Annotated in this window: 20 protein-coding genes and 1 pseudogene; 11 read left to right on the plus strand and 10 right to left on the minus strand. The window is 75.1% G+C overall.

Going from position 1 to position 24,337, the window contains the following annotated elements; all coding sequences use genetic code 11:
* Positions 1-56: 56 nt before the first annotated feature.
* Entirely contained in the window at positions 57-482 is a 426-nt protein-coding gene (locus F8R89_RS27785) for an NUDIX hydrolase (protein ID WP_151786510.1), read from the plus strand.
* Here the strand turns inward: F8R89_RS27785 and F8R89_RS27790 are convergent.
* The 4 genes from F8R89_RS27790 to F8R89_RS27805 all read right to left on the minus strand — a co-directional run bounded on the left by F8R89_RS27790 (position 469) and on the right by F8R89_RS27805 (position 4,842).
* A complete protein-coding gene (locus F8R89_RS27790) occupies positions 469-1,197 on the minus strand; it encodes a hypothetical protein (RefSeq protein WP_151786511.1) in 729 nt (242 codons plus the stop codon). The genes F8R89_RS27785 and F8R89_RS27790 overlap by 14 nt on opposite strands.
* Before the next feature lie 27 nt (positions 1,198-1,224).
* Positions 1,225-2,640, minus strand: a complete 1,416-nt coding sequence (locus tag F8R89_RS27795; protein WP_151786512.1) for a hypothetical protein — start codon at positions 2,638-2,640, stop codon at positions 1,225-1,227.
* 61 nt (positions 2,641-2,701) lie between these two features.
* The gene (locus tag F8R89_RS27800) at positions 2,702-3,304 is read right to left on the minus strand and encodes a TetR/AcrR family transcriptional regulator (RefSeq protein WP_151786513.1); all 603 of its coding nucleotides are present in this window, start codon (positions 3,302-3,304) and stop codon (positions 2,702-2,704) included.
* A gap of 284 nt (positions 3,305-3,588) precedes the next feature.
* Positions 3,589-4,842 carry an FAD-binding protein gene (locus F8R89_RS27805; protein WP_151786514.1) on the minus strand — a complete coding sequence of 418 codons (1,254 nt, stop codon included), beginning with the start codon at positions 4,840-4,842 and terminating at the stop codon, positions 3,589-3,591.
* Positions 4,843-4,962: 120 nt separating this feature from the next.
* On the opposite strand from F8R89_RS27805, the pseudogene F8R89_RS27810 reads away from it, so the two are divergent.
* The 6 genes and pseudogenes from F8R89_RS27810 (at position 4,963) to F8R89_RS27835 (ending at position 12,414) form a co-directional block, all read left to right on the plus strand.
* A pseudogene (locus tag F8R89_RS27810) lies at positions 4,963-5,972 on the plus strand (hydroxyacid dehydrogenase).
* A gap of 108 nt (positions 5,973-6,080) precedes the next feature.
* Positions 6,081-7,400, plus strand: coding sequence for a radical SAM protein (locus F8R89_RS27815; RefSeq protein WP_151786515.1), 1,320 nt, complete (start codon positions 6,081-6,083; stop codon positions 7,398-7,400).
* Between the two features lie 200 nt (positions 7,401-7,600).
* On the plus strand, positions 7,601-9,082 hold the full coding sequence (locus F8R89_RS27820; protein ID WP_151786516.1) for a cellulose binding domain-containing protein: 1,482 nt from the start codon (positions 7,601-7,603) through the stop codon (positions 9,080-9,082).
* 226 nt (positions 9,083-9,308) lie between these two features.
* A complete protein-coding gene (gene rsgA, locus F8R89_RS27825) occupies positions 9,309-10,415 on the plus strand; it encodes a ribosome small subunit-dependent GTPase A (RefSeq protein ID WP_151786517.1) in 1,107 nt (368 codons plus the stop codon).
* A gap of 77 nt (positions 10,416-10,492) precedes the next feature.
* Positions 10,493-11,899 carry a DNA-3-methyladenine glycosylase 2 family protein gene (locus tag F8R89_RS27830; RefSeq protein ID WP_151786518.1) on the plus strand — a complete coding sequence of 469 codons (1,407 nt, stop codon included), beginning with the start codon at positions 10,493-10,495 and terminating at the stop codon, positions 11,897-11,899.
* On the plus strand, positions 11,896-12,414 hold the full coding sequence (locus F8R89_RS27835) for a methylated-DNA--[protein]-cysteine S-methyltransferase (RefSeq protein WP_151786519.1): 519 nt from the start codon (positions 11,896-11,898) through the stop codon (positions 12,412-12,414). The genes F8R89_RS27830 and F8R89_RS27835 overlap by 4 nt, the downstream gene beginning before the upstream one ends.
* A gap of 35 nt (positions 12,415-12,449) precedes the next feature.
* On the opposite strand, the gene F8R89_RS27840 is transcribed toward F8R89_RS27835, so the two are convergent.
* A complete protein-coding gene (locus tag F8R89_RS27840; RefSeq protein WP_151786520.1) occupies positions 12,450-12,932 on the minus strand; it encodes a DUF456 domain-containing protein in 483 nt (160 codons plus the stop codon).
* A gap of 186 nt (positions 12,933-13,118) precedes the next feature.
* Here F8R89_RS27840 and F8R89_RS27845 point away from each other — a divergent pair, with 186 nt between their 5' ends.
* Positions 13,119-14,462 (plus strand): protein phosphatase 2C domain-containing protein, encoded by a 1,344-nt coding sequence (locus tag F8R89_RS27845; protein WP_151786521.1) that lies wholly within the window; start codon positions 13,119-13,121, stop codon positions 14,460-14,462.
* Here the strand turns inward: F8R89_RS27845 and F8R89_RS27850 are convergent, their stop codons facing one another.
* Positions 14,463-15,770, minus strand: coding sequence for a helix-turn-helix domain-containing protein (locus tag F8R89_RS27850; protein WP_225994509.1), 1,308 nt, complete (start codon positions 15,768-15,770; stop codon positions 14,463-14,465).
* Between the two features lie 269 nt (positions 15,771-16,039).
* Here F8R89_RS27850 and F8R89_RS27855 point away from each other — a divergent pair, with 269 nt between their 5' ends.
* Both F8R89_RS27855 and F8R89_RS27860 read left to right on the plus strand, forming a co-directional pair.
* Positions 16,040-16,654, plus strand: a complete 615-nt coding sequence (locus F8R89_RS27855) for a hypothetical protein (protein WP_151786523.1) — start codon at positions 16,040-16,042, stop codon at positions 16,652-16,654.
* Positions 16,655-17,211: 557 nt separating this feature from the next.
* Positions 17,212-17,691: an ATP-binding protein gene (locus F8R89_RS27860; RefSeq protein WP_151786524.1), complete on the plus strand. Its 480-nt coding sequence runs from the start codon at positions 17,212-17,214 to the stop codon at positions 17,689-17,691.
* 69 nt (positions 17,692-17,760) lie between these two features.
* Here F8R89_RS27860 and F8R89_RS27865 read toward each other — a convergent pair whose 3' ends face one another.
* Together F8R89_RS27865 and F8R89_RS27870 are read right to left on the minus strand one after the other, a co-directional pair.
* On the minus strand, positions 17,761-18,795 hold the full coding sequence (locus tag F8R89_RS27865; protein WP_151786525.1) for a DUF2637 domain-containing protein: 1,035 nt from the start codon (positions 18,793-18,795) through the stop codon (positions 17,761-17,763).
* Between the two features lie 329 nt (positions 18,796-19,124).
* Positions 19,125-19,976 carry a (2Fe-2S)-binding protein gene (locus F8R89_RS27870; protein WP_151786526.1) on the minus strand — a complete coding sequence of 284 codons (852 nt, stop codon included), beginning with the start codon at positions 19,974-19,976 and terminating at the stop codon, positions 19,125-19,127.
* 153 nt (positions 19,977-20,129) lie between these two features.
* On the opposite strand from F8R89_RS27870, the gene F8R89_RS27875 reads away from it, so the two are divergent.
* Positions 20,130-20,930: a GntR family transcriptional regulator gene (locus F8R89_RS27875; RefSeq protein WP_151786527.1), complete on the plus strand. Its 801-nt coding sequence runs from the start codon at positions 20,130-20,132 to the stop codon at positions 20,928-20,930.
* A gap of 580 nt (positions 20,931-21,510) precedes the next feature.
* Here F8R89_RS27875 and F8R89_RS27880 read toward each other — a convergent pair.
* On the minus strand, positions 21,511-22,275 hold the full coding sequence (locus F8R89_RS27880) for a hypothetical protein (protein ID WP_413251271.1): 765 nt from the start codon (positions 22,273-22,275) through the stop codon (positions 21,511-21,513).
* Positions 22,276-22,443: 168 nt separating this feature from the next.
* Positions 22,444-24,108 carry a PucR family transcriptional regulator gene (locus tag F8R89_RS27885; protein WP_151786529.1) on the minus strand — a complete coding sequence of 555 codons (1,665 nt, stop codon included), beginning with the start codon at positions 24,106-24,108 and terminating at the stop codon, positions 22,444-22,446.
* Positions 24,109-24,337: the final 229 nt, after the last annotated feature.

Below are 24,337 nucleotides of genomic sequence, written 5' to 3' on the forward strand. Positions count from 1 at the left end.
GCCGTCCGCGGGTATCAGACCCTTTGGACTCATCACCGGCGAGGGACCGAGGAACCATGGCCATGGACATCCCCGGCGACAGGCGACTGGCGGCCGCCGTCGTGATGGACGAGGACCGGCGGGTCCTCCTGGTCCGCCGCAGCGTCAAGGAGCGCTTCCTGCCCCGGGTGTGGGGCGTCCCCTGCGGCAAACTGGAGCCCGGCGAGCGCCCCGAGGACGGCGCGCTGCGGGAGCTGAAGGAGGAGACCGGCCTGCTCGGCGAGGTCGTCCGCAAGGTCGGCGAGTCGTCGTTCGTCAGCGACTACCGGGGCCACGAGATCAAGAACTGGCAGGACAACTTCCTGGTCCGCCCGCTGACTTCGGCGATCACCCTGCCCGAGCCCGACCAGGACTCCGTCTGGCTGAGCCGGTCCGAGCTGACGACGGTCGACGTCGACGCGTACAACCTGGACGTCGTCCGGCAGGCCTTCAGCCGGACCTGAGACGGTCCCCGAGGTCCCGCAGCGCCGCCAGGTACTCCGGCACCGCGAGCGGCACCTTCGCCACCGCCCCCGGATGCGGGCCCGCCGCCGTGAACACGTCGGTGCGCGGCCGCCGTCCGGCCCCCGTCTCCAGGAACAGCGTCACCGTCGGCTCGTCCGTGTCGCACCACGCCCGGTGCAGGGTGTGCGCGGGCAGCGCGTACGAACTGCCCGCCGCGTACTGGCCGGTGTGCGTCAGCCGCAGCCGGGCCTCGCCGGCCCGCGTGAGCGTCCAGTCCGCCGACCCCCGCGCCAGCGACTCCTCGTAGCGGGCCGCCGCGACACCGTCACCGTCGCCGGACACCTCGTACAGCTCCATGGCGAGCCGGCCCCGCACGACGTAGGAGGCCAGCGGGGAACGGTGGTTGTGGATGTCCTCCTCGCCGATCGCGCCCGCGTCCGGATGCCACACATGCGCGCGCAGCATGTGCCGCGGCCCCGCGTCGATCAGCAGCAGCTTGTCGAAGCCCAGCACATGCCGGTACGACAGCCGGGCCGTGCCCTCGGGATCGCCCGCGCCGGAGGCCAGTTCGGCGACGAGCGCCGGCAGCGCGCCGTCGGCGCCGAGTTCGCCGACGACCCGGCGGGCGGCCGCCGTCCGTTCGTGCTCGGGCAGTTCACCGTCCAGCGCCTCGGCCAGAAGCCGCCGTGCCGCACGAACCCGCCGGTCACCCATGCACCCGTCCTCCCGTACCGCAGCGGCTCATCCGCGTGGCTGATACATCCATACGGCATGGGCGCGCAGCGCCGAAAGGCCCTGATAGGTCATCCACATGGGCCGGTGCAGCTCGGTGCCGTCGCTACCCCGCCCCCAGACCCAGATGCCGTCCCGCTGCCCCGCCCACACCGCGGCGAGCGCCCCGTCCAGCCGGACCCGCCACTCGTCCTCCAGGCCCTCGGCGCGGGCGACGGCCACCGCGCCCGGTGTGAGCAGGGCCCGCACCAGCCAGGACGCGGTGAAGTGCCGCACGCTCAGCACCTCGTGCCGGGACGGGTCGTCGCCGCGGGGGCGGCGCACCTCCTCGTGCAGGTTCTCCAGGTCCGGGCAGGTGTCGTGCGGGGCGTCCGGGCAGGCCAGCAGCCAGCGGATGCCGTCCTCGCGCGCGGTGCGGGCCCGCTCGCCGCGCGCGTCGCCGTCCTCGCCGAGCACCCGCGCCGCCCGGTCCAGGGCGACCACGGCCTGCGCGGTGTGCAGCGGCGACGGCCTGCCGTACGGCGGCTGGAGCCGGTAGCCCCAGCAGCGCAGATGGTCCCGGCGCCCGTCGCTGATCGCGCCGTCCGCGAGGGCCTCGCGCAGCAGCGACGGCAGCGGGGAGCCGGGCGCGGCCCGCAGCAGCCCGCGCAGCACGGTCGTCACCACATGCGTCGACTCCCAGCCCGCGCGGTCGCCGTCCCGGGTGAACCCGGCCGCGCAGCGCTCCACCTCGTCGCCCAGCCGGTCGGCCGGCACGCCCGCGCGGGCCAGCGCGCCCAGGACCAGCGCGGTCACCTCGGGACGCGCCTGGGCCCCCTGGGACCGCGCCGACCAGCCGCCCTCGGGGAGCCGCAGCCGCCACAGCGTGTCCACCAGGGCGCCGGTGCCGAGCCGGCCGTCGGGCACGCCCAGGTCGAGCATCATGTGCAGGCCGTACGCGGTGCCCACGGAGGTCGGTCGCGGGTTGCTCTCGCCGAGGGAGTGCGGCCAGCCGGTGAGGCGCCCGCGCACCGGGTCGTCCACGACGGACACCTGGCCGACGAGGGCGTCGTGGGCGGAGGCGAAGACCAGCGGGAGCGGGCCGGACGCGCCCGTGCCCCGCGTCTCGCGGCCCCCGGCGGCCTGGTTCCCCGCCGCCGCCCGGGCGCGCAGCAGGGCGGCCGCCAGCCAGACCGCGACGAAGGTGCCGAGCCCGCTGACGCCGGAGATCAGATACCGGGCGGCCGACCCGTCGAGCGAGTCGGGCAGGATCCCGAACAGGGCCTGGAAGACGGCGTATCCGGCGGCCGCCGCGCCGAGTCCGCCCAGCCAGCCGACGAATCGGGCCGGCGGCGAACCGGCCGCGGGCTCCCCGTCCGGAGCGGGAGGCGAGGGCTGGGGGCGGCGGGATCTCGACGGGCCGCGTCCTAACTGCTGTTGGGACAAGACGCGCTCCCTCCCCCGTGGCGGCAGCGTGCGGCCACCGCGAAGCTTCCAGTCTAAGTGGTCAGCGGGGCGCCTGGGGCTGCGGTCGTCCGGGCCCGCCGCGCGGCCAGTGCGTGAGGGCCACGTGCAGGGCGTCGACGGCCCGGCCCCAGGACTCCTCCACGTCCCGGGGGGCGCCGAACGCCCCGGTGGACTCCAGCGAGCAGTAGCCGTGGAACGTGCTGCGCAGCAGCCGGACCGCGTCCGTGAGGTCGGGCTCGTCCAGGCCGTAGGCGCGCAGCACGCCGTAGGTGATCTCGGCGGTGCGGCGCAGCGCGGGGGAGTCGGCGATCAGCTCCTGGTCGATCGGCATCTGGGTCGCCGCGTACCGGCCGGGGTGCTCCAGGGCGTACGCCCGGTAGGCCGCCGCGAAGGCGACGAGCGCGTCCTTGCCGGCGCGGCCCGCCACGGCCGCCGCGATCCGGTCGATCAGCTCGCCGCCGGCCAGCAGCGCCACCCGGGTCCGCAGGTCCTGGAGGTTCCTGACGTGCGAGTAGAGGCTCGCGTCCTTCACCCCGAAGTGCCGGGCCAGCGCGGACAGGCTGACGTTCTCGAACCCCACCTCGTCGGCGAGCTCGGCCGCCGCCGCGGCGAGGCGGTCGGCGGTCAGTCCTGCGCGGGCCATGGGGGTCCTTCGGGAAAGGGGAGGTGACAGGCCCAGATGCTAATGCCCCGCCGGGCGTCCTCCCGGCCGCCCGCCGGGCCGGCCGTCTGACCATCGCCGAGGTGCTGCGCGGCGAGTGACCGCGGACGGCACCCGCGGCCACCCGCCGTACGCCGGTCCCGGCGTCACCCCGCCGCCGCGTGCCGCCGTCGTCCGGCAAGGGCTCAGGAACGGGCTGTACGAAGTCGCCCGGACCGCCGCCGGGGGAGCCTCCGCTCGCGGGCGGCGGCGCCCCCGGCGCCGGCTCAGTCGCCCAGCACGTCCCGGACGAACCCGTTGGCGAACGTGCCCTTCGGGTCCAGGTCACGGGCGAGCGCCCGGAAGTCGTCGAGCCGCGGATAGCGGTCGCGCAGCTCCCGGGCGGGCGTCGTGAACACCTTCCCCCAGTGCGGTCGCGGCCCGAACGCCTCCAGCGCCGCCTCCAGCCGCCGCACGACCGGCAGCACCGTCGCCGTGTCCTCGATCCAGGTGAAGTGCAGGGCCACGGTGTCCCGGCCGTACGACGGGCTGAGCCACTGCCCGTCGGCGGCGACCGTGCGCACCTCGCATGTCTGCAGTACCGGGGCGACGGTGTCCCGGATCGCGTCGACCGCGTGCAGCGCCTCCAGGGCACGCTCGCGCGGCAGCAGGTACTCCGACTGGAGTTCGGCACCGCTGCTCGGCGTGAACTCGGCCCGGAAGTGCGGCAGTCGCTCGTGCCAGGGCCCCGGCACCCCGAACTGCTCGGTGCAGTTCTCGGCGGGCATCCCCGGCACCGGGTGCATCTTCTCGGTGGCGGGCGCCGCCCCCGGCACCCCGGCGAGCGGCTGGTCGGTGCGCCGCTTCAGCCACACCTGCCGGAAGCCCGGCGTACGCCAGTCGGTGAACAGGCTGACGCTGTACGCCGCCGACATCACCGCCTCGAACGCCGCCGCGTCCAGGCCCTCCAGCGGCAGCTCGGTGAACACGTGCTGCTCGACCTCGAAGGCCGGCTCCAGGTCGAGGGTGAGCGCGGTGACGACACCGAGGGCGCCCAGCGAGGTGACGGCACCCCCGAACCGCGGGTCGTCCCGGCCGATCCGCACCACCGATCCGTCGGCGGTGACCAGCTCCACCTCGCGCACCGCCGACGCCAGCGAGCCGTTGCCGACCCCGGAGCCATGGGTGCCGGTGGCGACGGATCCGGCCACCGAGATGTGCGGCAGCGACGCCATGTTGGGCAGCGCCAGACCGTGCGCGTGCACCTCGCGGGCCAGCTCGGCGTACCGGATGCCGCCCGCGACGCGGACCGTGCGCGCGGCGCCGTCCACGTCGACCAGCGGGGGCAGGGCGGCGATCGACAGCAGGACGCCCTCGGGTCCGGGCTCGGCGATCTCGTTGAAGGAGTGCCCGCTGCCCAGCACCCGCACGCGGGGGCTCGCGGCCACGAGGGCGGCGACCTCGTCGAGCGACACGGGGCGGTGCAGCTCCCCGGCGCCGTACGTGATGTTGCCCGCCCAGTTGGTGATCGTCCCGGTCATCCTGTCGCCCTTCACGGTGCGTGTCTGTCGCGTTGACCCTCTCATCCGCGGATGCCTACGGTAGAGACCGTTTTCCACGACCGACGTCCGGGCCCGTCCCACCGAGCCGGAGGCCACGCGTTGACCCAGCGCCCGTACGCCGTATTCGCCCTGTCCGCGGAGAACGTCCCGCTGGTCTTCCCGCCCCGGTGCTGGCGCGGCTGCGCGAGGCGGTGGACATCGACGCCGGCCTCGTCGCCGAGGACCTCACGGACCCGCGCGTGAAGGACGCCCTGGCCCGCGCCGAGATCCTGATCACCGGATGGGGATCGCCCCGGCTGGACGCTGCCGCCCTGGATGCCGTCCCGGAGCTGCGGGCCGTGCTGCACGCGGCCGGTTCGGTCAAGGGCGTCGTCACACCCGAGCTGTGGTGCCGGGGCATCACCGTCGGCTCGGCGGCGGCCGCCAACGCGCTGCCCGTGGCCGAGTACACGCTCGCCATGATCCTGCTCTCCGGCAAGGACCTCTTCGCCGTCCGCGACCGGCTGCGCGCCGAGCGGGACGCCTTCGGGGGCTGGGGCCTGCTGCCCGGCATCGGCAACCTCGGCCGCCGGGTCGGTGTCATCGGCGCCTCCCGCATCGGCCGCCGCCTCATCGAGCTGCTGCGCCCCTTCGACCTGGTGCCCGCCCTGTCCGACCCGTACGTCGACGAGGAGACGGCCACCGCCCTCGGCGTACCGCTGCTGCCGCTGGACGAGCTGCTGCGCACCTCGGACGTCGTGACCGTCCACGCCCCCGCCACCCCCGAGACCCGGCATCTGATCGGCGCCCGCGAGCTCGCCCTCATGCCCGACGGCGCCGTCCTGATCAACACCGCGCGCGGCTCGCTGCTCGACCACGACGCCCTCGTCGCCGAGCTGCGCACCGGCCGGCTCTCCGCGATCCTCGACGTCACCGACCCCGAGCCGCTGCCCGCCTCCTCGCCGCTCTACGACCTGCCGAACGCCGTCCTCACCCCGCACCGGGCGGGTTCCCAGGGCAACGAGACGGCCCGCCTCGGCCTCGTCGTCGCCGAGGAGGCGGCCCGTCTCGCCGCCGGTCTGCCCCTGGCTCACGCGGTCGACCCGGCGGCGCTGGAACGCGAGGCATAAAGGCCCCGCGGGACGCCACGACCTGCCGGAAGGGGCCCCGGCGCGGCTCGCGATCGGGCGGGGGCATACCGTGAGGAGTCGTACGCCTGAGCCGGGAGGAGATTACGGATGGGCAGCCGCACCGCACTGGTCGAGGATCTGATGGAGCGATTCCCGCACGTTCCGCGGGAAGCCGTCTTCAAGGAGGATCTGCTCCGGGGCGGGGTCGCCTTCGACCCGTCCGCCCTGAGCGACAACGAGGGCGGTGAGGTCAAACCGAAGTCGTACTTCATCTTCTCGTTCGACCACGGCACCCTACCCGAGCTCGGCGAGGCCGCCCTGCGCCGCCCGCCCGAGGAGATCATCCTCACCGGGGGCCCCTACGACCTGCGCCGCACGGTCGTGTCGGTCCGGGTGAACCCGGCGTCCCCGTACCGGGTCGCCGCCGACGAGCACGGCATGCTCGGCCTCTACCTGGACGGCAAGCGCATCTCCGACGTCGGCGTGCCGCCGATGCCGGAGTACTACAAGCACAAGCTGTCCAACGGGAAGTCCGTGATGGAGGTCGCCCCCACCATCCAGTGGGGCTACCTGATCTACCTGACCGTCTTCCGGGTCTGCCAGTACTTCGGCGCCAAGGAGGAGTGCCAGTACTGCGACATCAACCACAACTGGCGCCAGCACAAGGCGGCCGGGCGGCCCTACACCGGTGTGAAGGACGTCGAGGAGGTCCTCGAGGCGCTGGAGATCATCGACCGGTACGACACGGCGAAGGCGTCCACCGCCTACACCCTCACCGGCGGCGCCATCACCAAGACCGTCTCCGGCCGGGACGAGGCCGACTTCTACGGCCACTACGCCAAGGCCATCGAGGAGCGCTTCCCCGGCCGCTGGATCGGCAAGGTCGTCGCCCAGGCGCTGCCCAAGGACGACGTGCAGCGCTTCAAGGACTACGGCGTGCAGATCTACCACCCCAACTACGAGGTGTGGGACGAGTACCTGTTCAAGATGTACTGCCCGGGCAAGGAGCGGTACGTCGGCCGCGACGAGTGGCACCGCCGCATCCTGGACTCCGCGGAGATCTTCTGCGCCCGCAACGTGATCCCCAACTTCGTGGCGGGCGTGGAGATGGCCGAGCCGTTCGGCTTCAAGACCGTCGACGAGGCGATCGCGTCCACCACGGAGGGCCTGCGCTTCTTCATGTCGAAGGGCATCACGCCCCGCTTCACCACCTGGTGCCCCGAGCCGACGACCCCGCTCGGCAAGGCCAACCCGCAGGGCGCGCCGCTGGAATACCACATCCGGCTGCTCCAGGCGTACCGGCAGACCATGGAGGAGTTCGGTCTGTCCTCGCCCCCCGGCTACGGCGAGCCCGGCCCCGGCCGGGCGGTGTTCTCCGTGAGCTCCTTCATGGACAGCCTTCCGGCCGAGGAGTCCACCACGGTATAGGTGGTGTCACGGATGAGCCGGACGGGGTCCGCATCCGTACCTCAGGGCACGGGCGGGGGCGCCACGGTCCGTCATGGCGTCCGAACAGAGCGCTTGTCAGTTGTGACGGGGACGTGAAAAGCTCCTGCCCTGCCGCGAGGTACCCCACAACTCCCCTTTTCCCGGGGTGAGTTGTCCTCGGACGTGGATGCAGGAGACTCATGCCGGACCTGCCGACCCCTCAGGACGCCACCGAGGCGGCCCTGTTCGCCGAGTGCTGGGACGCCGTGCTGTCGTACGCCGACCTGTGCACCGTGGGCCCGGAGTCGGCGGGCCATCTGGCCTCGGAGGCCTTCGCGGCCGGACTGCGCGAGGCCCGCGATGCCGGGACGGGACCGGGTGCGGCCCGCCGTCCCACGCGGCTGCCCCGCGTCCCCCTGCTGCTGGTCGCCGTGCGTACCACGGCGGCCGCCTGGGAGGAGGCCGGCCGGGGCGACGGCCTCGACCCCGACCTGCGGCTGTGGCTCAACTCCGAGCACGCCGCCCGCTATTCCGGCCCCCCGCTCGGACGCCCCGTCGCGCTGCGCGGACTGCGGGACATGCAGGAACCGGACGCGGCCCTGCTGTGGCTCACCGAGGTCGAGGCGCTGCCGCCGCACGTCGTCGCCCGCAAACTGGGCCTCGACCCGGCCACCGTCTCCGACGAACTCGCCCAGGTGCGGGCCCTGTTCCGGGACCGCTGCCGGCGCAACCACCTCGACACCCCGATGGACGCGCGCTGCCGCAGCTACGCCCGCCTCCTCGACGCGGTGCACCGCTCGCCCGCCGCCGACATGCCCGGCGACCTCTCCCGGCACCTCGCCACCTGTGTGCCGTGCGCCGAGGCCGCCGCCTGTCTGCGGCCGCACGGCGGCGGTCTGCCCGCCGCCCTCGCCGGGGGCGTGCTCGGCTGGGGCGGCCTCGCCTACCTGGAGCGCCGCCGCCGTGCCGCCGAGGCCCGTCTCGCCGCCCACCCCGACGCGGACACGGACACCGGTCCGGTCCGCCCCGGCGCGCAGAAGGCGCGGATGGTGCGCGGTGCCCTGCTCGTCACCGCCGTCCTCGTCTCCGGGCTCGCCCTCGCGGTGTCGATGACCCAGGGAGGCTCCTCCGCCGGCGCCCGCGCGGCCGACGGCGACCTCACCGAGCGCCGCCCGGCCGTGGACCCCACGGTCTCCCTGCCGGTCACGGCCGCCACCCGGCCGGCCCGCGAGGCCCCGCGACCGTCCGCCGGCGCCTCGCGCTCCACGGACCCCGCCCCGCGCGACCCCGACCCCGAGCCGCAGGGCACCACCTCCCCGACGGCCCGCCCGGACACCCCCCGGCCCCCGGCGTCCGCGACCCCGTCCTGCACGGCCGTGTACGACCTCGTCAACGAGTGGACCGACGGCTTCCAGGCCATCGTCACCGTCACCACCGACCGCCCCCTGGACGGCTGGAGCGTCGCCTGGTCCTTCCGGGACGGCCAGCGGGTCGGCCAGATGTGGGACGCCGACTACGTCCAGAACGGCCCCAGCGTCACCGCCTCCGCCGCCGACTACAACCAGTCCGTCGCGGCCGGCGGAAAGATCACCTTCGGTTTCCTGGGCTCCTGGCGGGGCGCCAACTCCCCGGCCCGCGACCTCACTCTCGACGGGCGGCCCTGCACCCTGAAAACCGGTTGACGGCGGTGCGCGGGGCCCGGTTAGAGTGACGGCGTTCCCACAGCGGAGGCCCATGGCCGCCGCCGTACGACGGAAGTGACGAGGAGGTGCCGACCGATGGCTGTCATTGCGACGAGCGCTGCCCGCAAGCGATCCATCCCGTCCACCTCCGTGGCCACCGGCTGACACCACACTTCGCCGCGCTCTCACGCGCGCCGGCCGGGGCCCCCTTGTGAAGGGTCACCCGTTGACTTCCAGCTCCGCTTCCTCCTCCGTCCACACCGCGCTCGCCCCCTACGGCTGGGACGCGGCATGGGCGGACGCCTTCGCCCCGCACGCGGCCGAAGGACTCCTCCCGGGACGCGTCGTCCGCGTCGACCGGGGCCAGTGCGACGTCGTCACCGCCGACGGCGTCGTACGCGCCGACACGGCCTTCGTCACCCCCCACGACCCCATGAAGGTCGTGTGCACGGGCGACTGGGCCGCCGTCGACCCCGCGGGCGCCCACCCGCGCTACGTCCAGGCGTATCTCCCGCGCCGCACCGCGTTCGTGCGGTCCACCTCCTCCAAGCGGTCCGAGGGGCAGATCCTCGCCGCCAACGTCGACCACGCCATCGTCGCCGTGTCGCTCGCCGCCGAACTCGACCTCGGCCGGATCGAGCGGTTCCTCGCACTGGCCTGGGAGTCGGGCGCCCAGCCGATCGTCGTCCTCACCAAGGCCGACCTCGTGCCGGACGCGGTGACGCTCTCGTACCTCGTGCGGGACGTGGAGACCACGGCACCCGGCGTGCCCGTGCTCCCCGTCAGCAGCGTGGACGGGGACGGACTCGACGTGCTCACCGCCCTGGTCGGCGGTGGCACGAGCGTGCTTCTCGGGCAGTCCGGCGCGGGCAAGTCCACCCTCGCCAACGCCCTGCTCGGCGAGGACGTCATGGAGGTGCGGGCCACCCGTGACGTGGACGGCAAGGGCCGCCACACGACCACCACCCGCAACCTCCTCGCCCTGCCCGGCGGCGGCGTCCTCATCGACACACCGGGCCTGCGCGGCGTCGGCCTCTGGGACGCCGAGACCGGCGTCGGCCAGGTCTTCTCCGAGATCGAGGCACTCGCCGAGCGGTGCCGCTTCCACGACTGCGCCCACGAGGCGGAGCCGGGCTGCGCCGTGCTGGCCGCGATCGACTCCGGCGAACTGCCGGTGCGCCGGCTGGAGAGCTACCGCAAACTCAAGCGGGAGAACCAGTACATCGTCGCCAAGACTGACGCACGGCTGCGCGCCGAGATGCGCCGGGAGTGGAAGCGCAGGGGCGCGCAGGGCCGGGCCGCGATGGAGGCCAAGCGCGGCCGGCTGCGCTGACGCGGGCCCGCCGGACCGCGTTCTCGGTGTCCGATTCCCGCCAGCGCCGCACCCCGGCACGACGGACACTGGACAGCGTGAAGGACGAGGACAGCAGGTACGAGGCGGTGCGCAGCCGCGACGCCCGGTTCGACGGCGAGTTCTTCTTCGCCGTCGAGACCACCGGCGTCTACTGCCGCCCCAGCTGCCCGGCGGTCACGCCGAAGCGGCGGAACGTGCGGTTCTTCGCGACGGCCGCCGCCGCGCAGGGCTCGGGGTTCCGGGCCTGCCGGCGGTGCCGTCCGGACGCCGTGCCCGGCTCCGCCGCCTGGAACGTACGGGCGGACGTGGTGGGCCGGGCGATGCGGCTGATCGGCGACGGAATCGTCGACCGGGAGGGCGTCGCCGGGCTCGCCGCCCGGCTCGGCTACAGCACCCGGCAGGTGCAGCGGCAGCTCACCGCCGAACTCGGCGCGGGACCCGTCGCGCTGGCCCGCGCCCAGCGGGCCCACACCGCACGGATACTGCTGCAGACCACCGGCCTGCCGATCACCCGGATCGCCTTCGCCGCCGGATTCGCCAGCGTCCGGCAGTTCAACGACACCATCCGGGCCGTCCACGCCCGCACCCCGACCGAGCTGCGCGCCGCCGCACCCCGCGGCGGCCGCCCCGACGGGCGTACGGCCGTCCCGTCCGGCGGCATCCCGCTGCGCCTCGCCCACCGGGGCCCCTACCACGCCGGAACCGTCTTCGACCTGCTCGCCGAGGAGGCCGTGCCCGGCGTCGAGGAGGTCACCGGCCCGCCCGGCGCCCGCCTCTACCGCCGCACCCTGCGCCTCCCGCACGGCAGCGCCGTCGCCGCCGTCGCGGAGAGCACACCGGCGCCCGGAAGGGGCGGGGCCACCCACCCCGGCGGCTGGCTCGACGCCCGGCTCCATCTCACCGACCTCCGCGACCTGACCACCGCCGTGCAGCGGCTGAGGCGCCTGTTCGACCTGGACGCCGACCCGTACGCCGTCGACGCGCGGCTCGGCGCCGACGCCCGGCTCGCCCCGCTCGTCGCCGCCCGGCCGGGACTGCGCTCACCCGGCGCCGCCGACCCCGACGAACTGGCCGTACGCGCCGTCGCCGGGGCCCGAAGGAGCGCCGAACTGGTCCGCCGGTACGGCAAGGCGCTCGACGCGCCCAGCGGCGGCCTCACCCATCTGTTCCCGGAGCCCGCCGTGCTCGCCGGCGCCGAACCCGCCGGGCCGCTGGGCGCGCTGACCGCCGCCCTCGCCGACGGAGCCGTACGGCTGGACGCGGGCGCCGACCGGGACGAGGCGTACCGTGCCCTGCGGGACCTGCCCGGCCTGGACGCCCGTACCGTCGCCGTGATCCGCACCCGCGCCCTCGGCGACCCGGACGTGCCGCCGCCCGGTACCGAGTCGCCCGACGCCTGGCGCCCCTGGCGCTCCTACGCACTGCGCCACCTGCGCGCCGCCGGCGAGCCCGACCCCCGATGACCACGACCGAGAGGACCGCCATGGCCCCCCGTATCCCCTGGACCGAGGTCGACAGCCCCCTCGGCCCCCTCCTGCTCACCGCCGACCCCGCCACCGGCGCGCTGACCTCCGTGTCCGTGCCGGGTCAGAAGGGCGGCCGGACGGTCCTGGCGGACTGGCGGCACGACCCGGGGCCCTTCCGCGCCGCCGGGGAGCAGCTCGCCGCCTACTTCGCCGGGGAGCTGAAGGAGTTCCACCTGGAGCTGAGCACGCACGGCAGCGCGTTCCGGGAGCGCGTCTGGGCCGCCCTGGACGACGTCCCGTACGGGGCCACCACGACCTACGGCGAGATCGCCGCGCGCATCGGCGCCTCCCGGCCCGCCGTCCGGGCCGTCGGCGGCGCGATCGGCGCCAACCCGCTGCTCGTCGTCCGCCCCTGCCACCGGGTGATCGGCGCGGACGGCTCGCTGACCGGGTACGCGGGGGGACTCGAGCGCAAGGTCCGGCTGCTCACCCTGGAGGGCACGCTGCCGTAGGGTCCGGTTCGGCGGGGCGGGTCCGGGGGGGCGGGTCAGCCCCAGATCACCGCGCCCAGCCAGGCCCCGGCGATCAGCTGGCAGGTGAACAGCTCCGCCAGCACGCTGGAGCCGCCCGAGCGCATCGCCGTGCGCACCGCGGCCCGTGCCTCGCCGTGCCGGCCGAGGCGGCGCCGGGCCTCCACGTAGGCACCGGCCAGGAACCCGGGCACCGAGCCGATCACGGGGATCAGGAAGAACCCCAGGAACGAGCCCGCCGCCGCGTACGCCGCCATGCGGCGCCCGGCCCAGCCGGGGCGCAGACGCCGGGGCGGGAGCGCCCAGCGCACCACCTGGGAGACGAACAGCGCGAGGGTGGCCCCGACGAGCACCCACCACGTGACCGGCTGAACGTCCTCCAGCGCCCACCACAGGACGGCGGCCCACACGAGCAACGACCCCGGCACACCGGGCACCATCACCCCGCACAGGCCGAGCAGGAGGACCAGGCCCACCAGTACGAGGTCCCAGACTCCCATCTGACCAGAGTGCAGGAGCCCGCGAGGACGCGCAGATCAGGAGCTGCCGCCCGGGCGCCACGGCGCGCAACACACGGTCGTACGCCCGTTCGTCCTGTCACCCGACGTGTCCCTCTCGGTGCCGTACGCGGCCGGATTTCCCGATGCCCCGTTCCCATCCGGGCCCCGCGGGGAAGAATCGGGTGCATGAATCAGCAGGGGGGCAAGCCCACCGGTCACGAGGACGACTGGTGGGGCCAGCTGTACGGCGACGCCGAGGACGCCGGCCCGTCCACGGCACCCGACTCGCTCGACGACCGGTACGCCTCGGCCGCGGACGCCGTGAACCGGCCGGACACCGTCCCGGCACCGCGCTCCGACCCGGACGCTCCCGCGCGGGAGGCGCCGGCGTTCCCGGCCGGTCTGCCCCGGCCGCCCGGCTTCACGGTGGAACCGGCGCCGGTTCCGGTCGAGGCTCCGGCTCCAGGCTCGGCTCCGGCTCCAGGCTCGGCTCCGGCTCCGGTCCCGGCTCCCGTTCCGGCGGGTGAGGAGCCGCCCCCTCCGCCCGCCGGAGACCGGCCGGCCCGCGCGCTCGACTACGTGGGCGCCGGACCGCCCACCTACGACCCCGAGCCGACCGCACTGCCCCCGGCCGACCCGGACGACCTCGGCGACCTGGTGGCCGACACCGTCCTCGACGGCGCCCGCTACGGCACCGCCACCGTGCGGGCCGTGTCCCTGCGCGGCGACTCCGCCCGCTACCGGGGCGAGCCCCGCCGCGACTCCCTGCTCACCGCCCGCTTCGGCACCGGCGACCACGCCCTGCTCCTGGTCGCCATGGCCACCGGCGCCCGCGCCACCCCCGGCGCCCACCGGGCCGCCGCCGAGGCGTGCCGGTGGATCGGCCGGGCCGTCGGCCGCAGCCACGAACAGCTCGCGGCCGACATGCGGGCCGGCCGGCGCGGCGATCTGAAGTCCGGGCTGCACCGCCTCACCGGCCGCAGCCTCGGCCGGCTCCGCGCGAGCGCCGTCGAACAGGGCGTCGACCCGGAGGAGTACGCGGCCGTCCTGCGCTGCCTGCTGCTGCCCGCCGACCCCGAGTGCCGGACGCGGGTCTTCTTCGGGGCGGGCGCCGGAGGGCTGTTCCGGCTGCGGGACGGGGAGTGGCAGGACATCGAGCCGCGGGTGACCGACACCGCCGGCGAACCCGTCGTCGGCTTCGGCTCGCCGCCCGCCGAGACCCCCGACGGCGACCGGCTCACCATGGACCTCGGCATCCCGACCCCGCCGAGCCCCTACGAGCCGGCGCCCGAGCCGCCTCGCGAGCCCTTCCGCTTCCGCGCCTCCGTGGCCCGCCCCGGCGACACCCTGCTGCTGTGCACGAGCGGCCTCGCCGACCCCCTGCGCGGCGAACCCGAACTCGCGGCCCACCTCCGGCGGCGCTGGTCCGGCTCCGGGCCGCCCGGCCTCGCCGACTTCCTCGCCGACACCCAGGTCCGGGTCAAGGGATACGCCGACGACCGTACGGCCGCCGCCGTCTGGGAGACGTGATCAGCTGTACGGCACCCAGGCCCGGTCGGACGTCTCGTACACGTAGCGCGGCAGCGACCCGATGCCCGTCGTACGGAACGGGCGGCCCGCGTCGTCGACGCGGACGGTGCCGGTGCGGCCCTGCGAGGACCAGTCGAGCTCCAGGTACCAGGAGCAGTCGCAGGCGCGGGTCTCCGCGGTGACCAGCAGTACCTCCGGGTCCGTGGCGGACACCCGGTAGGGCAGCCGCATCGCCGGGATCGGGGTGCCCGTGTCGTTGCCGTCCTGGGGGCGGGCGACGGGCCGGTCCCTGTCCAGGTCGACGTCGAAGAAGCGCGGTGTCAGCGCTCCGCCGCAGCCCCGGTCCATCGCGTACACCGTGCCCTTCAGTGGCGTCGCGCGGCTCACGACGCGGACCCGCAGCGCCTCCAGCACGACGGCTGTGGCACTGCGGCCCTGCACCGACACCCGGACCATGGTCTGCCGCCCGTGCACGGCGCCCAGCGAGGTCGCCCAGGTGCGGGCGTCCTGCGGCGGGGGCGGCGGCGGCACCTGCTGCGGCGGCCGGGTGAGGACGTAGTCGTGGCCGCATCCGGCCTGCCAGACATGCGAGTCGACGCTCCAGGTCAGGGGCGTGCCCGCGCCGGGCTCGGGCCGCCCGGTCCCCTTCGGCGCCTCCTTGCCGCCCGCCTCGCGCGACGCCGGCTTCGTCGGGCGGGCGGCGGAGGGGGACGCCTTCGCCGTGGTGGGTGTGGGGGAGCGGGGCGGGGACGGGCGGGACGTGGGCGCCTGTGCCGTACGGGTCGGATCGGCGGCCTCGACGCGGTCCGCGCCGCGGCCGGGCCGGTCGTCCGGGAGGGCGGCGAGCGTGCCGAGACCGGCGAGGAGCGCGGTGGCCGCCGCCGTCAGCGCGAGGAGCCTGCGACGGCGGGAGCGGGGGCGGGCGGACGCGGGGGAGGACGCAGTGACGTCGGGGGTGGGCTCGGCCGGTGTCGCTGCGGGCTCGTCCGGTGCCTCGGCGCTCCCGTCCCGAGCCGGTTCCGGTGCCTCGGTGGCCGGCTTCGCGCCCTGCGTGCGGGCCCGCTGACGGGCCGCCACCGCGAGGATCCACAGCCGGTGCAGCTCCAGCCGTTCCTCGGGGGTCGCCGCGCACAGCGCCGCGAAGCGCTCCACGGGGGCGAAGTCGAGCGGGACGGCCTCACCGGCGCAGTAGCGGTGCAGCGTGGAGGTGTTCATCGCGAGCCGGCGGGCCAGCTGCCCGTAGCTGCGGTCGGTGCGCTCCTTGAGCCGTCTGAGCAGCGCCGCGAACTCCTGGACGTCGTCCCGCACTTCCGACACCGTTCCCCCGTGTCCTGTCCGTCCCGGGACGGCATCCCAGGCACTCCCCATAGGTGCACGTCACAGGGGCTGGGATGGTTCCACCGTCGCGGATCGGCGCCCGGCGCTTGCCGCGGCCCGTTGTGACGGCTGATGCTTCTGGTGCCGCACCGACCGGGCCGCGACGACCGCAAGGCGTCGGGGCGACCCGGCCTTCTTCGGCCTTCTCCGGCCTTTTTCCGCGGTCGTCACGCACCGACTCATCCCACGGGGGGACACCCATGTCCAGGACCATGCGCACCGGCGTGCTCGCCGCGCTCGCCGTCGCGGCACTCACCGCCGGCTTCGCGGTCACGGCCGCACCGGCCGGCGCCGCGCCGAAGAAGCCCGCGCCGAAGTTCCTGTCCGCGTCCCAGCTTCCGCCGCACCCCACCGGCTGGACCGCGGGCCCGGTCTCCGACGGGGTGCCGGAGGAGCTGGAGTTCTGCTTCGGTGAGGCCCTTCTCGCCTACGACATCCGCCACCGCGACTTCCGCACCGACCTGGAGACCAACGCCCAGCAGATCGTCGTCGTGGTCGGCGACGGCGCCAAGGCGAAGGCCCTCGCCCAGCGGCTCGACCAGGAGGTCCGGCGCTGCGCGCTGCGGGCCGACGCCGATCCGGAGATCAAGGCCGAGTACCGGGCGTACGGCACGCTGCCGGTGGAGGAGGGGGCGCGGGTGCACGGGGTGCACACCAGCACGGCGTGGGGTGCGACGGACATCGACCTGACGTCGGTCGGCCGGGACGGCGGCACGGTCACGCTCGTCCGGTGGGGGCAGATGGGGGGCTTCGCGGACGCGCCGGTGACGGCGTTCAAGAAGACGACCACCACCGCGGTCGACAAGCTGTACTGACCGCACGGCCGGCCCGGCACGGGGCCGCCCTCCCGTACGGGGGTCGGGCGGGCGGCCCCGGCGGGCGCGGGACGACGTCCGGTTTCAGCCACTTTCCCGGGACGGGGGCGTCGGCGCCGAGGGGGCTCGGCCGCCGACACCCCCGTCCACTCGTGTGTCCGCACCGGGTACGCCGTCTTCGGCAGGGCGGGGTCGGCGTTCCGCGTGATCCCGTCCGGTTCCGGCACCCTCGCGCGGGTCGGCGCGGCGGCCGTGTGCCGGGCGCCGTACGGCCCTCTCCTGCCCGCACCGGCGGACGGTACCGCCTCATGCCGTCGCAAACCCCGTCACGTCCCGTCCTGGGCGTGCGGCGGGTGACGGCCGTGTCCCGCCCGTCGCGCCGGGCGGGCGCCGGGCGGTGTTCCGCCGTTCACCCACCGGTGAGGACCGGCCGCCGATGGCCGAACACCTGGTCGTCGGTGGCGGGACATGACTGTTCGCCGCCGTGACCGGGGAATGGTTCCCGTGAACGTGTTCGAGCCAGGAGGGGAACCGACATCGGCACGCAGGCGGGGGTCATGAAGAGGCAGGCACGGGGAGGCGGTCCCACGGCGTACGGGGCCTCCTCGGCGAAGACGGTGGAGGACGGGACCGCGGGCGCCGGGGAACACACGCGGACCTCCCAGCTCAGGCGCAGACTCGGCCGGGCCGATCTGCGGGCGGTACCGGAGGCGCGCAGGGCGCTGCGCGAACTGCTGCGGCAGTGCGGCAGGGCCGGCGGCTCCGACACCGCCGAACTGCTCACCAGCGAACTCGTCACCAACGCACTCGTGCACACCGACCGGGACGCGGTCCTGACCGCGACCGTGGGACCGGCCGGACTGCGCGTGGAGGTACGGGACTTCACGTCCCGGCGGCCCAGGATGCGCGTACCGGACGCCGACACCGGTACGAACGGCCGGGGCCTGCTGCTCGTCCAGTCCCTGGCGGACGCCTGGGGGGTGTGCGTGCACGGCGTGGGCAAGGTGGTGTGGTTCGAGCTCGGGGCGGACGTGTGACGCCCGGGGCGACGGGAAGGGGCGCGACCCGTGCCGTGGGTCGCGCCCCTTCCCGTGGTCAGGACCGGCTCAGCCGAACTGCTGCTCCAGGTCCTTGAGCTTGCGCTCCAGCGAGTCGAGCCGCGGGAGCGCCATTGTGTCGTCCTCCGCGGTGAGGTCCACGGTCACCGGGTCCGAACCGGTGCGTACGGGCTCAAGGGAAGGGCGCTTGCGCACGGGCAGCTCCGGCGCCGATATGGCAGGCTCCGCGGTGACCTGGGACGGGGCCGGCTCCAGGGCCTGCGGCTCGCCCTGCCGGCCGGTGCCGCGGCCGATGAAGCCGCGGTGGCCGCGGCTGATGGCCTTGAGCTGGGCGCGCTCCATGCGCTCCTTGTCCCGGCGGCGCAGGCGGGCCGCCTCCTTCTGCCGCTTGTCCTCGCGGACCTCGTCGACCGCCTCGTCCAGGCTGCGGACGTTCTCCAGCAGCATGAGCGACCACGCCTTGTAGGTCTCGCGGGGGGCGCGGAGCCAGCGCACGATGCGGATCTGGGGCAGCGGACGCGGCACCAGGCCCTGCTCGCGCAGCGCCGCCCGGCGGGTCTGCTTCAGGGCGCGGTCGAACAGCACGGCCGCCGACAGGGACATGCCGGCGAAGAAGTGCGGGGCGCCGGCGTGGCTCAGGCCGCGGGGCGCGTGGACCCAGTTGAACCAGGCCGCGGCACCAGCGAACGTCCACACGAGTATGCGCGAGCCGAGCGCCGCGTCGCCGTGGCTGGCCTCGCGCACGGCGAGCACGGAACAGAACATCGCCGCGCCGTCGAGACCGAACGGCACGAGGTACTGCCAGCCGTCGCTGAGGCCCAGGTTCTGCTCACCGAAGCCGACCAGGCCCTTGAAGGAGAGCGCGGCGGCCACGGCGGCACAGCAGAAGAGCAGCACGTAGGAGGCCGTGCCGTAGATGGCCTCCTTGCGCCTGCGGCGCTCCTCGCTGCGCTCCCAGGAGTCCTCGGCCGCGTGCTCCCCGGACCGCTTCCCGCGCGCGAGCACCGCCACCGCCGCCAGCATGCCCAGGAGCAGCACGGCGCCCGGAAGCAGCCAGTTCAGCGATATGTCGGTCAATCTCATCTGGGGTCCCTTGCATTGGGATAGGGCGTAACGCCCGCCATAGTGGCCCAATCCCGCTGGCCCTCAGGGGGTTTCGGGGCAAGAGGCCGCCAAGGAGGTGCAAGGGGATGCCCAGGGCGGCGTTCTGCTCGAACTGCCGCTTGAGGGGCGGGAGTTGAGTTCGAACAACACTACCCGTGCGGGTGGTTCCACGGAAAGTTCCCGCGCGAAGTGAGGAAGTTGTGAAACGGGTGTAACCGAGACGGGGTGCCGTTCGTCGGTGATCTTAAGGCACGCGGGGGTGGGACCGCTCCCGAGGGGGCGTCAGTTCGCCTGCCCCGGGGACCTGTTCAGGCCGCCGCGCCCAGGAGCTTGGCGAGGCGGTCGGCGTCGCAGGTGCGCGGGCAGGTCGCACACGTGTCCTCGGGGCGCACGGTGTAGAACATGCAGCAGCTCGCCCGGTCGCGGGTGGGCAGGGACTCGCCGTCCGGACCGGTCAGCTCACGGAACGCGGCCGAACCCACGTACGGCCGTGTCGCGCCCGGCAGCAGCAGCTCCAGCTCGTGGCGGGCCCGCTCCTGCTCGCCGTCCCCGAACAGGTGCGCCACGTACCACAGGCCCTCGACGACCTCGTCGGTCGCCATGCCCCACAGGGCGCGTCCGCGGCGCCGCATCCGGGGGCCGAAGCCGCCGAGGACCGGCTCCAGGTGCTCGGCGACGGCCTCGCGCACCTCGGCCCGCAGGGCCTCCTCGTCGGCGACCAGGCGCGCGCCGGGCAGACCGGCCGCCGGGTCGCCGGGCAGGCAGGCGAAGGAGGCGGGACGTGCGGCCAGGCGGCCCAGGGGAGCGCCGGGGTCGGTGCGGTCGTACGAGACATGCGTCACGGGGAAGCGGGGGACGCGGCGGAGCAGGAACCACGGCACGGTGATCAGCAGGCACGCCGGCCAGGCGTAGCGGTGCAGCCCGAAACTGGCGACGACGTCAGGGCGGGCGGACCGCCCGTAGTCGCGCAGCACCTGGGCGTCGTCCCAGGCGAGGAACGCGTCCAGCCCGGTGCCGCCCTCCGCCAGCGCGCTCGCGGTGACCCAGCCGCCGTGCCGGGGCAGCGCCGCGTCGGTGACGGGCTGGGTGATGTCGAGCCCCGGGAGGACCTCGGCGAGACGGGCGTAGGCGTGCGCGAGGGCTGAGGAGGGCACGGGCATCGGACCGCCAATCCGCGAGGCGCTGAAGGTAAGCCTTACCTTACCCCGAGCTGGGTGAGGTTTGAACTGTCGCGTTCTGCGCCTAAGGTGCTTGACGGGTGAGTAACAAGCCGCCGTAATACCCCACGTACCGACCGTCCCGGAGGAGGACCCGTGAAGCAGGGCGCGCGAAGCTCCGCGACGACGGGGACGCCGGGGACGCCACAGGTCCGGGAGGCCGCGGCGGCCGCGCCGGAACCCAGGGTCCCGGCGCAGGGCACCCCGTCCGCCGCCGCGCGCGGCGAGCACACCCACAGCGAGCCGCCCATCCCCGCGCCGCGCCCGGTCGTGCAGCGCGCCTCGGTGCGCGGGCAGATCCTCGACGCGCTGCGCACCGCGCTCGTCACCGGCGAGCTGGCGCCCGGCGCCGTCTACTCGGCCCCCGCCCTCGGCGAGCGCTTCGGCGTCTCGGCGACCCCCGTCCGGGAGGCCATGCAGCAGCTGGCCCAGGAGGGCGCCGTCGAGGTGGTCCCCAACCGGGGGTTCCGGGTCGTCGAACGCGGCGCCCGCGACCTGGCCGAACTCGCCGAGGTCCGGGCCCTCGTCGAGGTCCCCGTCATGCTCCGGCTCGCCCGCGCCGTGCCCGCCGAACGCTGGGCCGAGATGCGCCCGCTGGCTGAGGCGACCGTCCGCGCGGCGGCCACCGGATGCCGGGCCACCTACGCGGAGTCCGACCGCACCTTCCACCGCGCGGTGCTCTCCCTCGCCGGCAACGCCCAGCTCGTCCGCATCGCCGACGACCTGCACCGCCGCGCCCAGTGGCCCCTGACCGGCCCGTCCCGCCCCCCGGGCCGCGGCCACGCCGACCTCCTGGCCGACGCGGCCGAACACACGGCGCTCCTCGACGCCCTGGTCGCCCGCGACCTGGAGGTCGTCCGTGCCCTGGTCGACGAACACTTCGCGAGCGCCCACTAGGGCTGTTCTTCACGGCCGTCACCGCCGGCGGTACCGGGACCGGAGCTTCGCCCGGGAGGGGCCGCGCACCCTGGAACGGCCGCCGCGCGGGCCGTCCCGGCTCACCTGTGCTCCGCCCGGCCGCGTCCGCTTCGACGCCGGAGCCGTCGCCGCCGGCTGTACCGGTGCCGGAGCTTCGCCGGGGAGAGACCCGTCGCGCCACCGAACGGCCGCCGTACGCCGGCCAGTCCGCGGCGCTGGGGGCCGGCGCCGCCTCCCTGCGCCCTGCCGCGCCCGCTTCCGCCCCGGATGCCGTCGTCCCCGGCACGCCGAGGCCCGCTGCCCCGCCGTGCACGGGAACAGCCGCCAGACGGCCGGCACCCCGCGTCGATCGGGGCGCCTCGGCTCACCTACGCCCGCCCCGCCCCGCCGCAGCCGCCCGAGCCCTTCGCAGCCGACGGTACCGGGCCGGATGCTCCGCCCATGGGGGCCGGCGAGCAACCGGACGGCCGCCGCACGCCTGGCAGTCCGCGTCGACTGGGGCATCGGTGGGATGGCCGGCTCGGCTCACCCGCCCCGCCATCGCGGCCGCCCCGCCCTCTCAGGCCGTAGCCGCCGGTGGTGCCGGGGTCAGTTGGTCCTCCAGCCAGGTGGGGACCCCGCCGAGGAGGCGGAAGAGGCGGCGGGCCTCCTCCCGGAGGCGGGAGGCCTCCGGTTCGGTCTCCGTGTCGGCCAGGGAGACCAGGGCCGGGGCGGTGCCGACCAGGTAGCCCAGTTCCTCGCGGATGCGCAGGGACTCGGCGAAGCCGTGCCGGGCCTCGGCCAGTTCACCGTCGCGCAGCGCGAGGCCGGCCAGGTGCCGCCAGGTGAACGACAGCAGCAGCGGGTCCGCTTGTGCCGTGGCGCCCGCGTGCGCCCGGCGGTAGGCCGCGCGGGCCGCCTGGGGCGAGCGCGCCAGGTTCTCCGCGAGGAGGCCGCGCCGGAAGTCCAGCAGGGCCCGCGCCGGCGCCCCCGGCGCGATCAGCGCCGCCGCCCGGCCCAGCGCCGCCCGCGCCTCGTCGGCCCGGTCGCGCACGGAGTGCAGCGTCGCCGCGTACGCAAGTTGCCCTCTTTCACAAGCGGCCGCGCCGCGCTCGTCGTCGGTGTGGGCCAGCGCCTCGGCCGTACGGAGCGCGTCCTCGGCCTCCTCCCAGCCCCGCTCGGTGTACAGACACCGTTCCACCAGCAGGGCCGCGCGCTGCAGCGCGGCCGGTGCGGTGACCGGCTGGAGCAGGGCCGCCGCGTCCGCCCAGCACGCGCGGGAGCGCAGCCGCCATACCGCGGTCTGGAGTGGATCGTCGCCTGCGGTCGTTCCGTTACCAGACATGGCGGTATACGCCACCTCGCCCTCCCCGAGCACGCCATCGAGCTGTTGAGTGGTGGCGGCATCTCAGCACGAATCATCGCGCCCGGCCAAGAGGGTGGGTGAAGGATTTCACAAAGTCGTGGGACACGGACGGCACTTGGTGCCACCCCGTGCGCCCCCGCGCCGGGTTCAGCTCATCCGCAACGCCAGGAAGAAATCGAGCTTGTCCTCCAGCCGGGACAGGTCCCGGCCCGTCAACTGCTCGATTCTGCCCACGCGATAGCGCAGCGTGTTGACGTGCAGGTGCAGCCGGGTCGCGCACCGCGTCCAGGACCCGTCGCAGTCGAGGAACGCCTCCAGCGTGGGGATCAGCTCCGCGCGGTGCCGGCGGTCGTAGTCCCGCAGCGGGTCCAGCAGCCGGGCCGTGAACGCCCGCCGGACGTCGTCCGGCACGAACGGCAGCAGCAGGACGTGCGAGGCCAGCTCCTGATGGCCCGCCGCGCAGACCCGCCCCGCCCGGGCCGCGGCGACCCGGCGCGCGTGCCGGGCCTCCTCCAGGGCGCCGCGCAGCCCCTCCGCGGAGTGCACCGCCGCGCTCACCCCGAGCGTGATCCGGCCGTCGTCGTCCAGCCCCGCCGACAGCGGCTCCCCCACGGCGTCCAGCAGCGCGTCGGCGAGGACGCCGGCCTCGGAGCCGTCGTGCTCGGCGGAGACCGCGGGCAGCGGCACCAGCGCGATCGCCTCCTCGCCGGTGTGCGCCACCGCTATGCGGTCCGAGGGCTCCGGGCCGGTCGCCCGCGGATCGACCAGGATCTCCTCCAGCAGGGCCTGCGCGGCCGGACCCGGCTCGATGCCGCCGTCCGCCCACTCGACCCGGGCGACCACCACCTGCCAGTGCGGGGCCGCCCCGAGGCCGGGCAGCAGCACCGGGGCCGCCACCCGCAGCCGGGCGGCGATCTCGGCGGGCGCCGCGCCCGTCTGGACCAGCTCCAGGACCTCCTGTGCGAGCCGGCGCCGCACGGTGCGGGCGGCGTCCCGGCGGTCGCGCTCCACCGCGATCAGCTGGGTGACGCCCTGCAGCAGGTCCAGCCGCTCCGCGGGCCAGTCACCGGCGTCCGCCTCCACGGCCAGCAGCCACTCGGACAGCACCGTCTCCCGGGCGTCCCCGGCGGGCCGCCCGCCGCTGCGGATCGGGAAGAGCGAGTACACCGTGGTGCCCAGCGTCACCCGGTGCGGTCCTCGCCGCCCCGAGCGGGCGGCCGCCAGATGACCGGCCGCCAGCCGCGCGCACAGGTCGGGGGGCAGGGCCGGGCCCGACGCCTTCGAGCCGGCGATCAGCCGTCCCGCCGGCGACAGCACCCACGCCCGCAGGTCCAGGTCGGAGCCGAGCAGGTCCAGGACCACGTCCGGGCCGCCGCCCGCCGGACCCGACGTCATCAGCCGCCGGTGCCGGTCCACGACAGCCGCCAGGTCCCCGGCCCGCTCGCCGCTGACCTGCCGGACGACATGCTCGGTGACCGTCGCGAACGCCACCGACTCGTGCACCGCGAACAGCGGCAGCCGGTGCCGGGCGCAGGCCACCACCAGATCCTCCGGGACCTCCCCGAGCTCCGCCTCACCGGCCGCCAGGGCCGCCACACCGGCCTGCACGAGGATGCGCACGAAAGGGTCCGAGTCCGCGGCGTCCCGGCGCCACGCCAGCCCGGTGAGCACCAGCTCCCCGCCCGAGAGATAGCGGCTGGGGTCCCTCAGATCCGTCGTCATCACACCGCGCACCGTGCGGTCGAGCTCGTCCTCGCCGCCGAGCAGCTTGAGGCCCAGCGCGTCGGTGTCCAGCAGTGCGCGCAGCCGCATTCTCGTCGCCGCCGTTCCTTGTCTCGATAACTACGATGGATCTTGAGGGGTCCGTGGCAGGCCCGGTCACGGGCCGGCGAGCGGCCCCCACGGGCGGCACGCTCGTCGTCTTTCGGACGGTGTCCCAGGTCACAGAGCCGTGCCGGATGTTTCCCCGGGGAAGCAGGGAGGTTACGGGTGTCCTCCGTTCATACGAATCTACAAGATGCCCGTCGTGGCCAGCCAACTC

The organism is Streptomyces sp. SS1-1, from assembly GCF_008973465.1.
In the GTDB taxonomy this organism is placed as follows: domain Bacteria; phylum Actinomycetota; class Actinomycetes; order Streptomycetales; family Streptomycetaceae; genus Streptomyces.

Bases quoted from the DNA above. Each gene is read 5' to 3' on its own strand.
- F8R89_RS27785 (WP_151786510.1), top strand. From the start codon at position 57: ATGGCCATGGACATCCCCGGCGACAGGCGACTGGCGGCCGCCGTCGTG.
- F8R89_RS27790 (WP_151786511.1), bottom strand. From the start codon at position 1,197: ATGGGTGACCGGCGGGTTCGTGCGGCACGGCGGCTTCTGGCCGAGGCG.
- F8R89_RS27800 (WP_151786513.1), bottom strand. From the start codon at position 3,304: ATGGCCCGCGCAGGACTGACCGCCGACCGCCTCGCCGCGGCGGCGGCC.
- F8R89_RS27805 (WP_151786514.1), bottom strand. From the start codon at position 4,842: ATGACCGGGACGATCACCAACTGGGCGGGCAACATCACGTACGGCGCC.
- F8R89_RS27815 (WP_151786515.1), top strand. From the start codon at position 6,081: ATGGGCAGCCGCACCGCACTGGTCGAGGATCTGATGGAGCGATTCCCG.
- F8R89_RS27820 (WP_151786516.1), top strand. From the start codon at position 7,601: ATGCCGGACCTGCCGACCCCTCAGGACGCCACCGAGGCGGCCCTGTTC.
- F8R89_RS27835 (WP_151786519.1), top strand. From the start codon at position 11,896: ATGACCACGACCGAGAGGACCGCCATGGCCCCCCGTATCCCCTGGACC.
- F8R89_RS27840 (WP_151786520.1), bottom strand. From the start codon at position 12,932: ATGGGAGTCTGGGACCTCGTACTGGTGGGCCTGGTCCTCCTGCTCGGC.
- F8R89_RS27845 (WP_151786521.1), top strand. From the start codon at position 13,119: ATGAATCAGCAGGGGGGCAAGCCCACCGGTCACGAGGACGACTGGTGG.
- F8R89_RS27855 (WP_151786523.1), top strand. From the start codon at position 16,040: ATGTCCAGGACCATGCGCACCGGCGTGCTCGCCGCGCTCGCCGTCGCG.
- F8R89_RS27860 (WP_151786524.1), top strand. From the start codon at position 17,212: ATGAAGAGGCAGGCACGGGGAGGCGGTCCCACGGCGTACGGGGCCTCC.
- F8R89_RS27865 (WP_151786525.1), bottom strand. From the start codon at position 18,795: ATGAGATTGACCGACATATCGCTGAACTGGCTGCTTCCGGGCGCCGTG.
- F8R89_RS27870 (WP_151786526.1), bottom strand. From the start codon at position 19,976: ATGCCCGTGCCCTCCTCAGCCCTCGCGCACGCCTACGCCCGTCTCGCC.
- F8R89_RS27880 (WP_413251271.1), bottom strand. From the start codon at position 22,275: ATGTCTGGTAACGGAACGACCGCAGGCGACGATCCACTCCAGACCGCG.
- F8R89_RS27885 (WP_151786529.1), bottom strand. From the start codon at position 24,108: ATGCGGCTGCGCGCACTGCTGGACACCGACGCGCTGGGCCTCAAGCTG.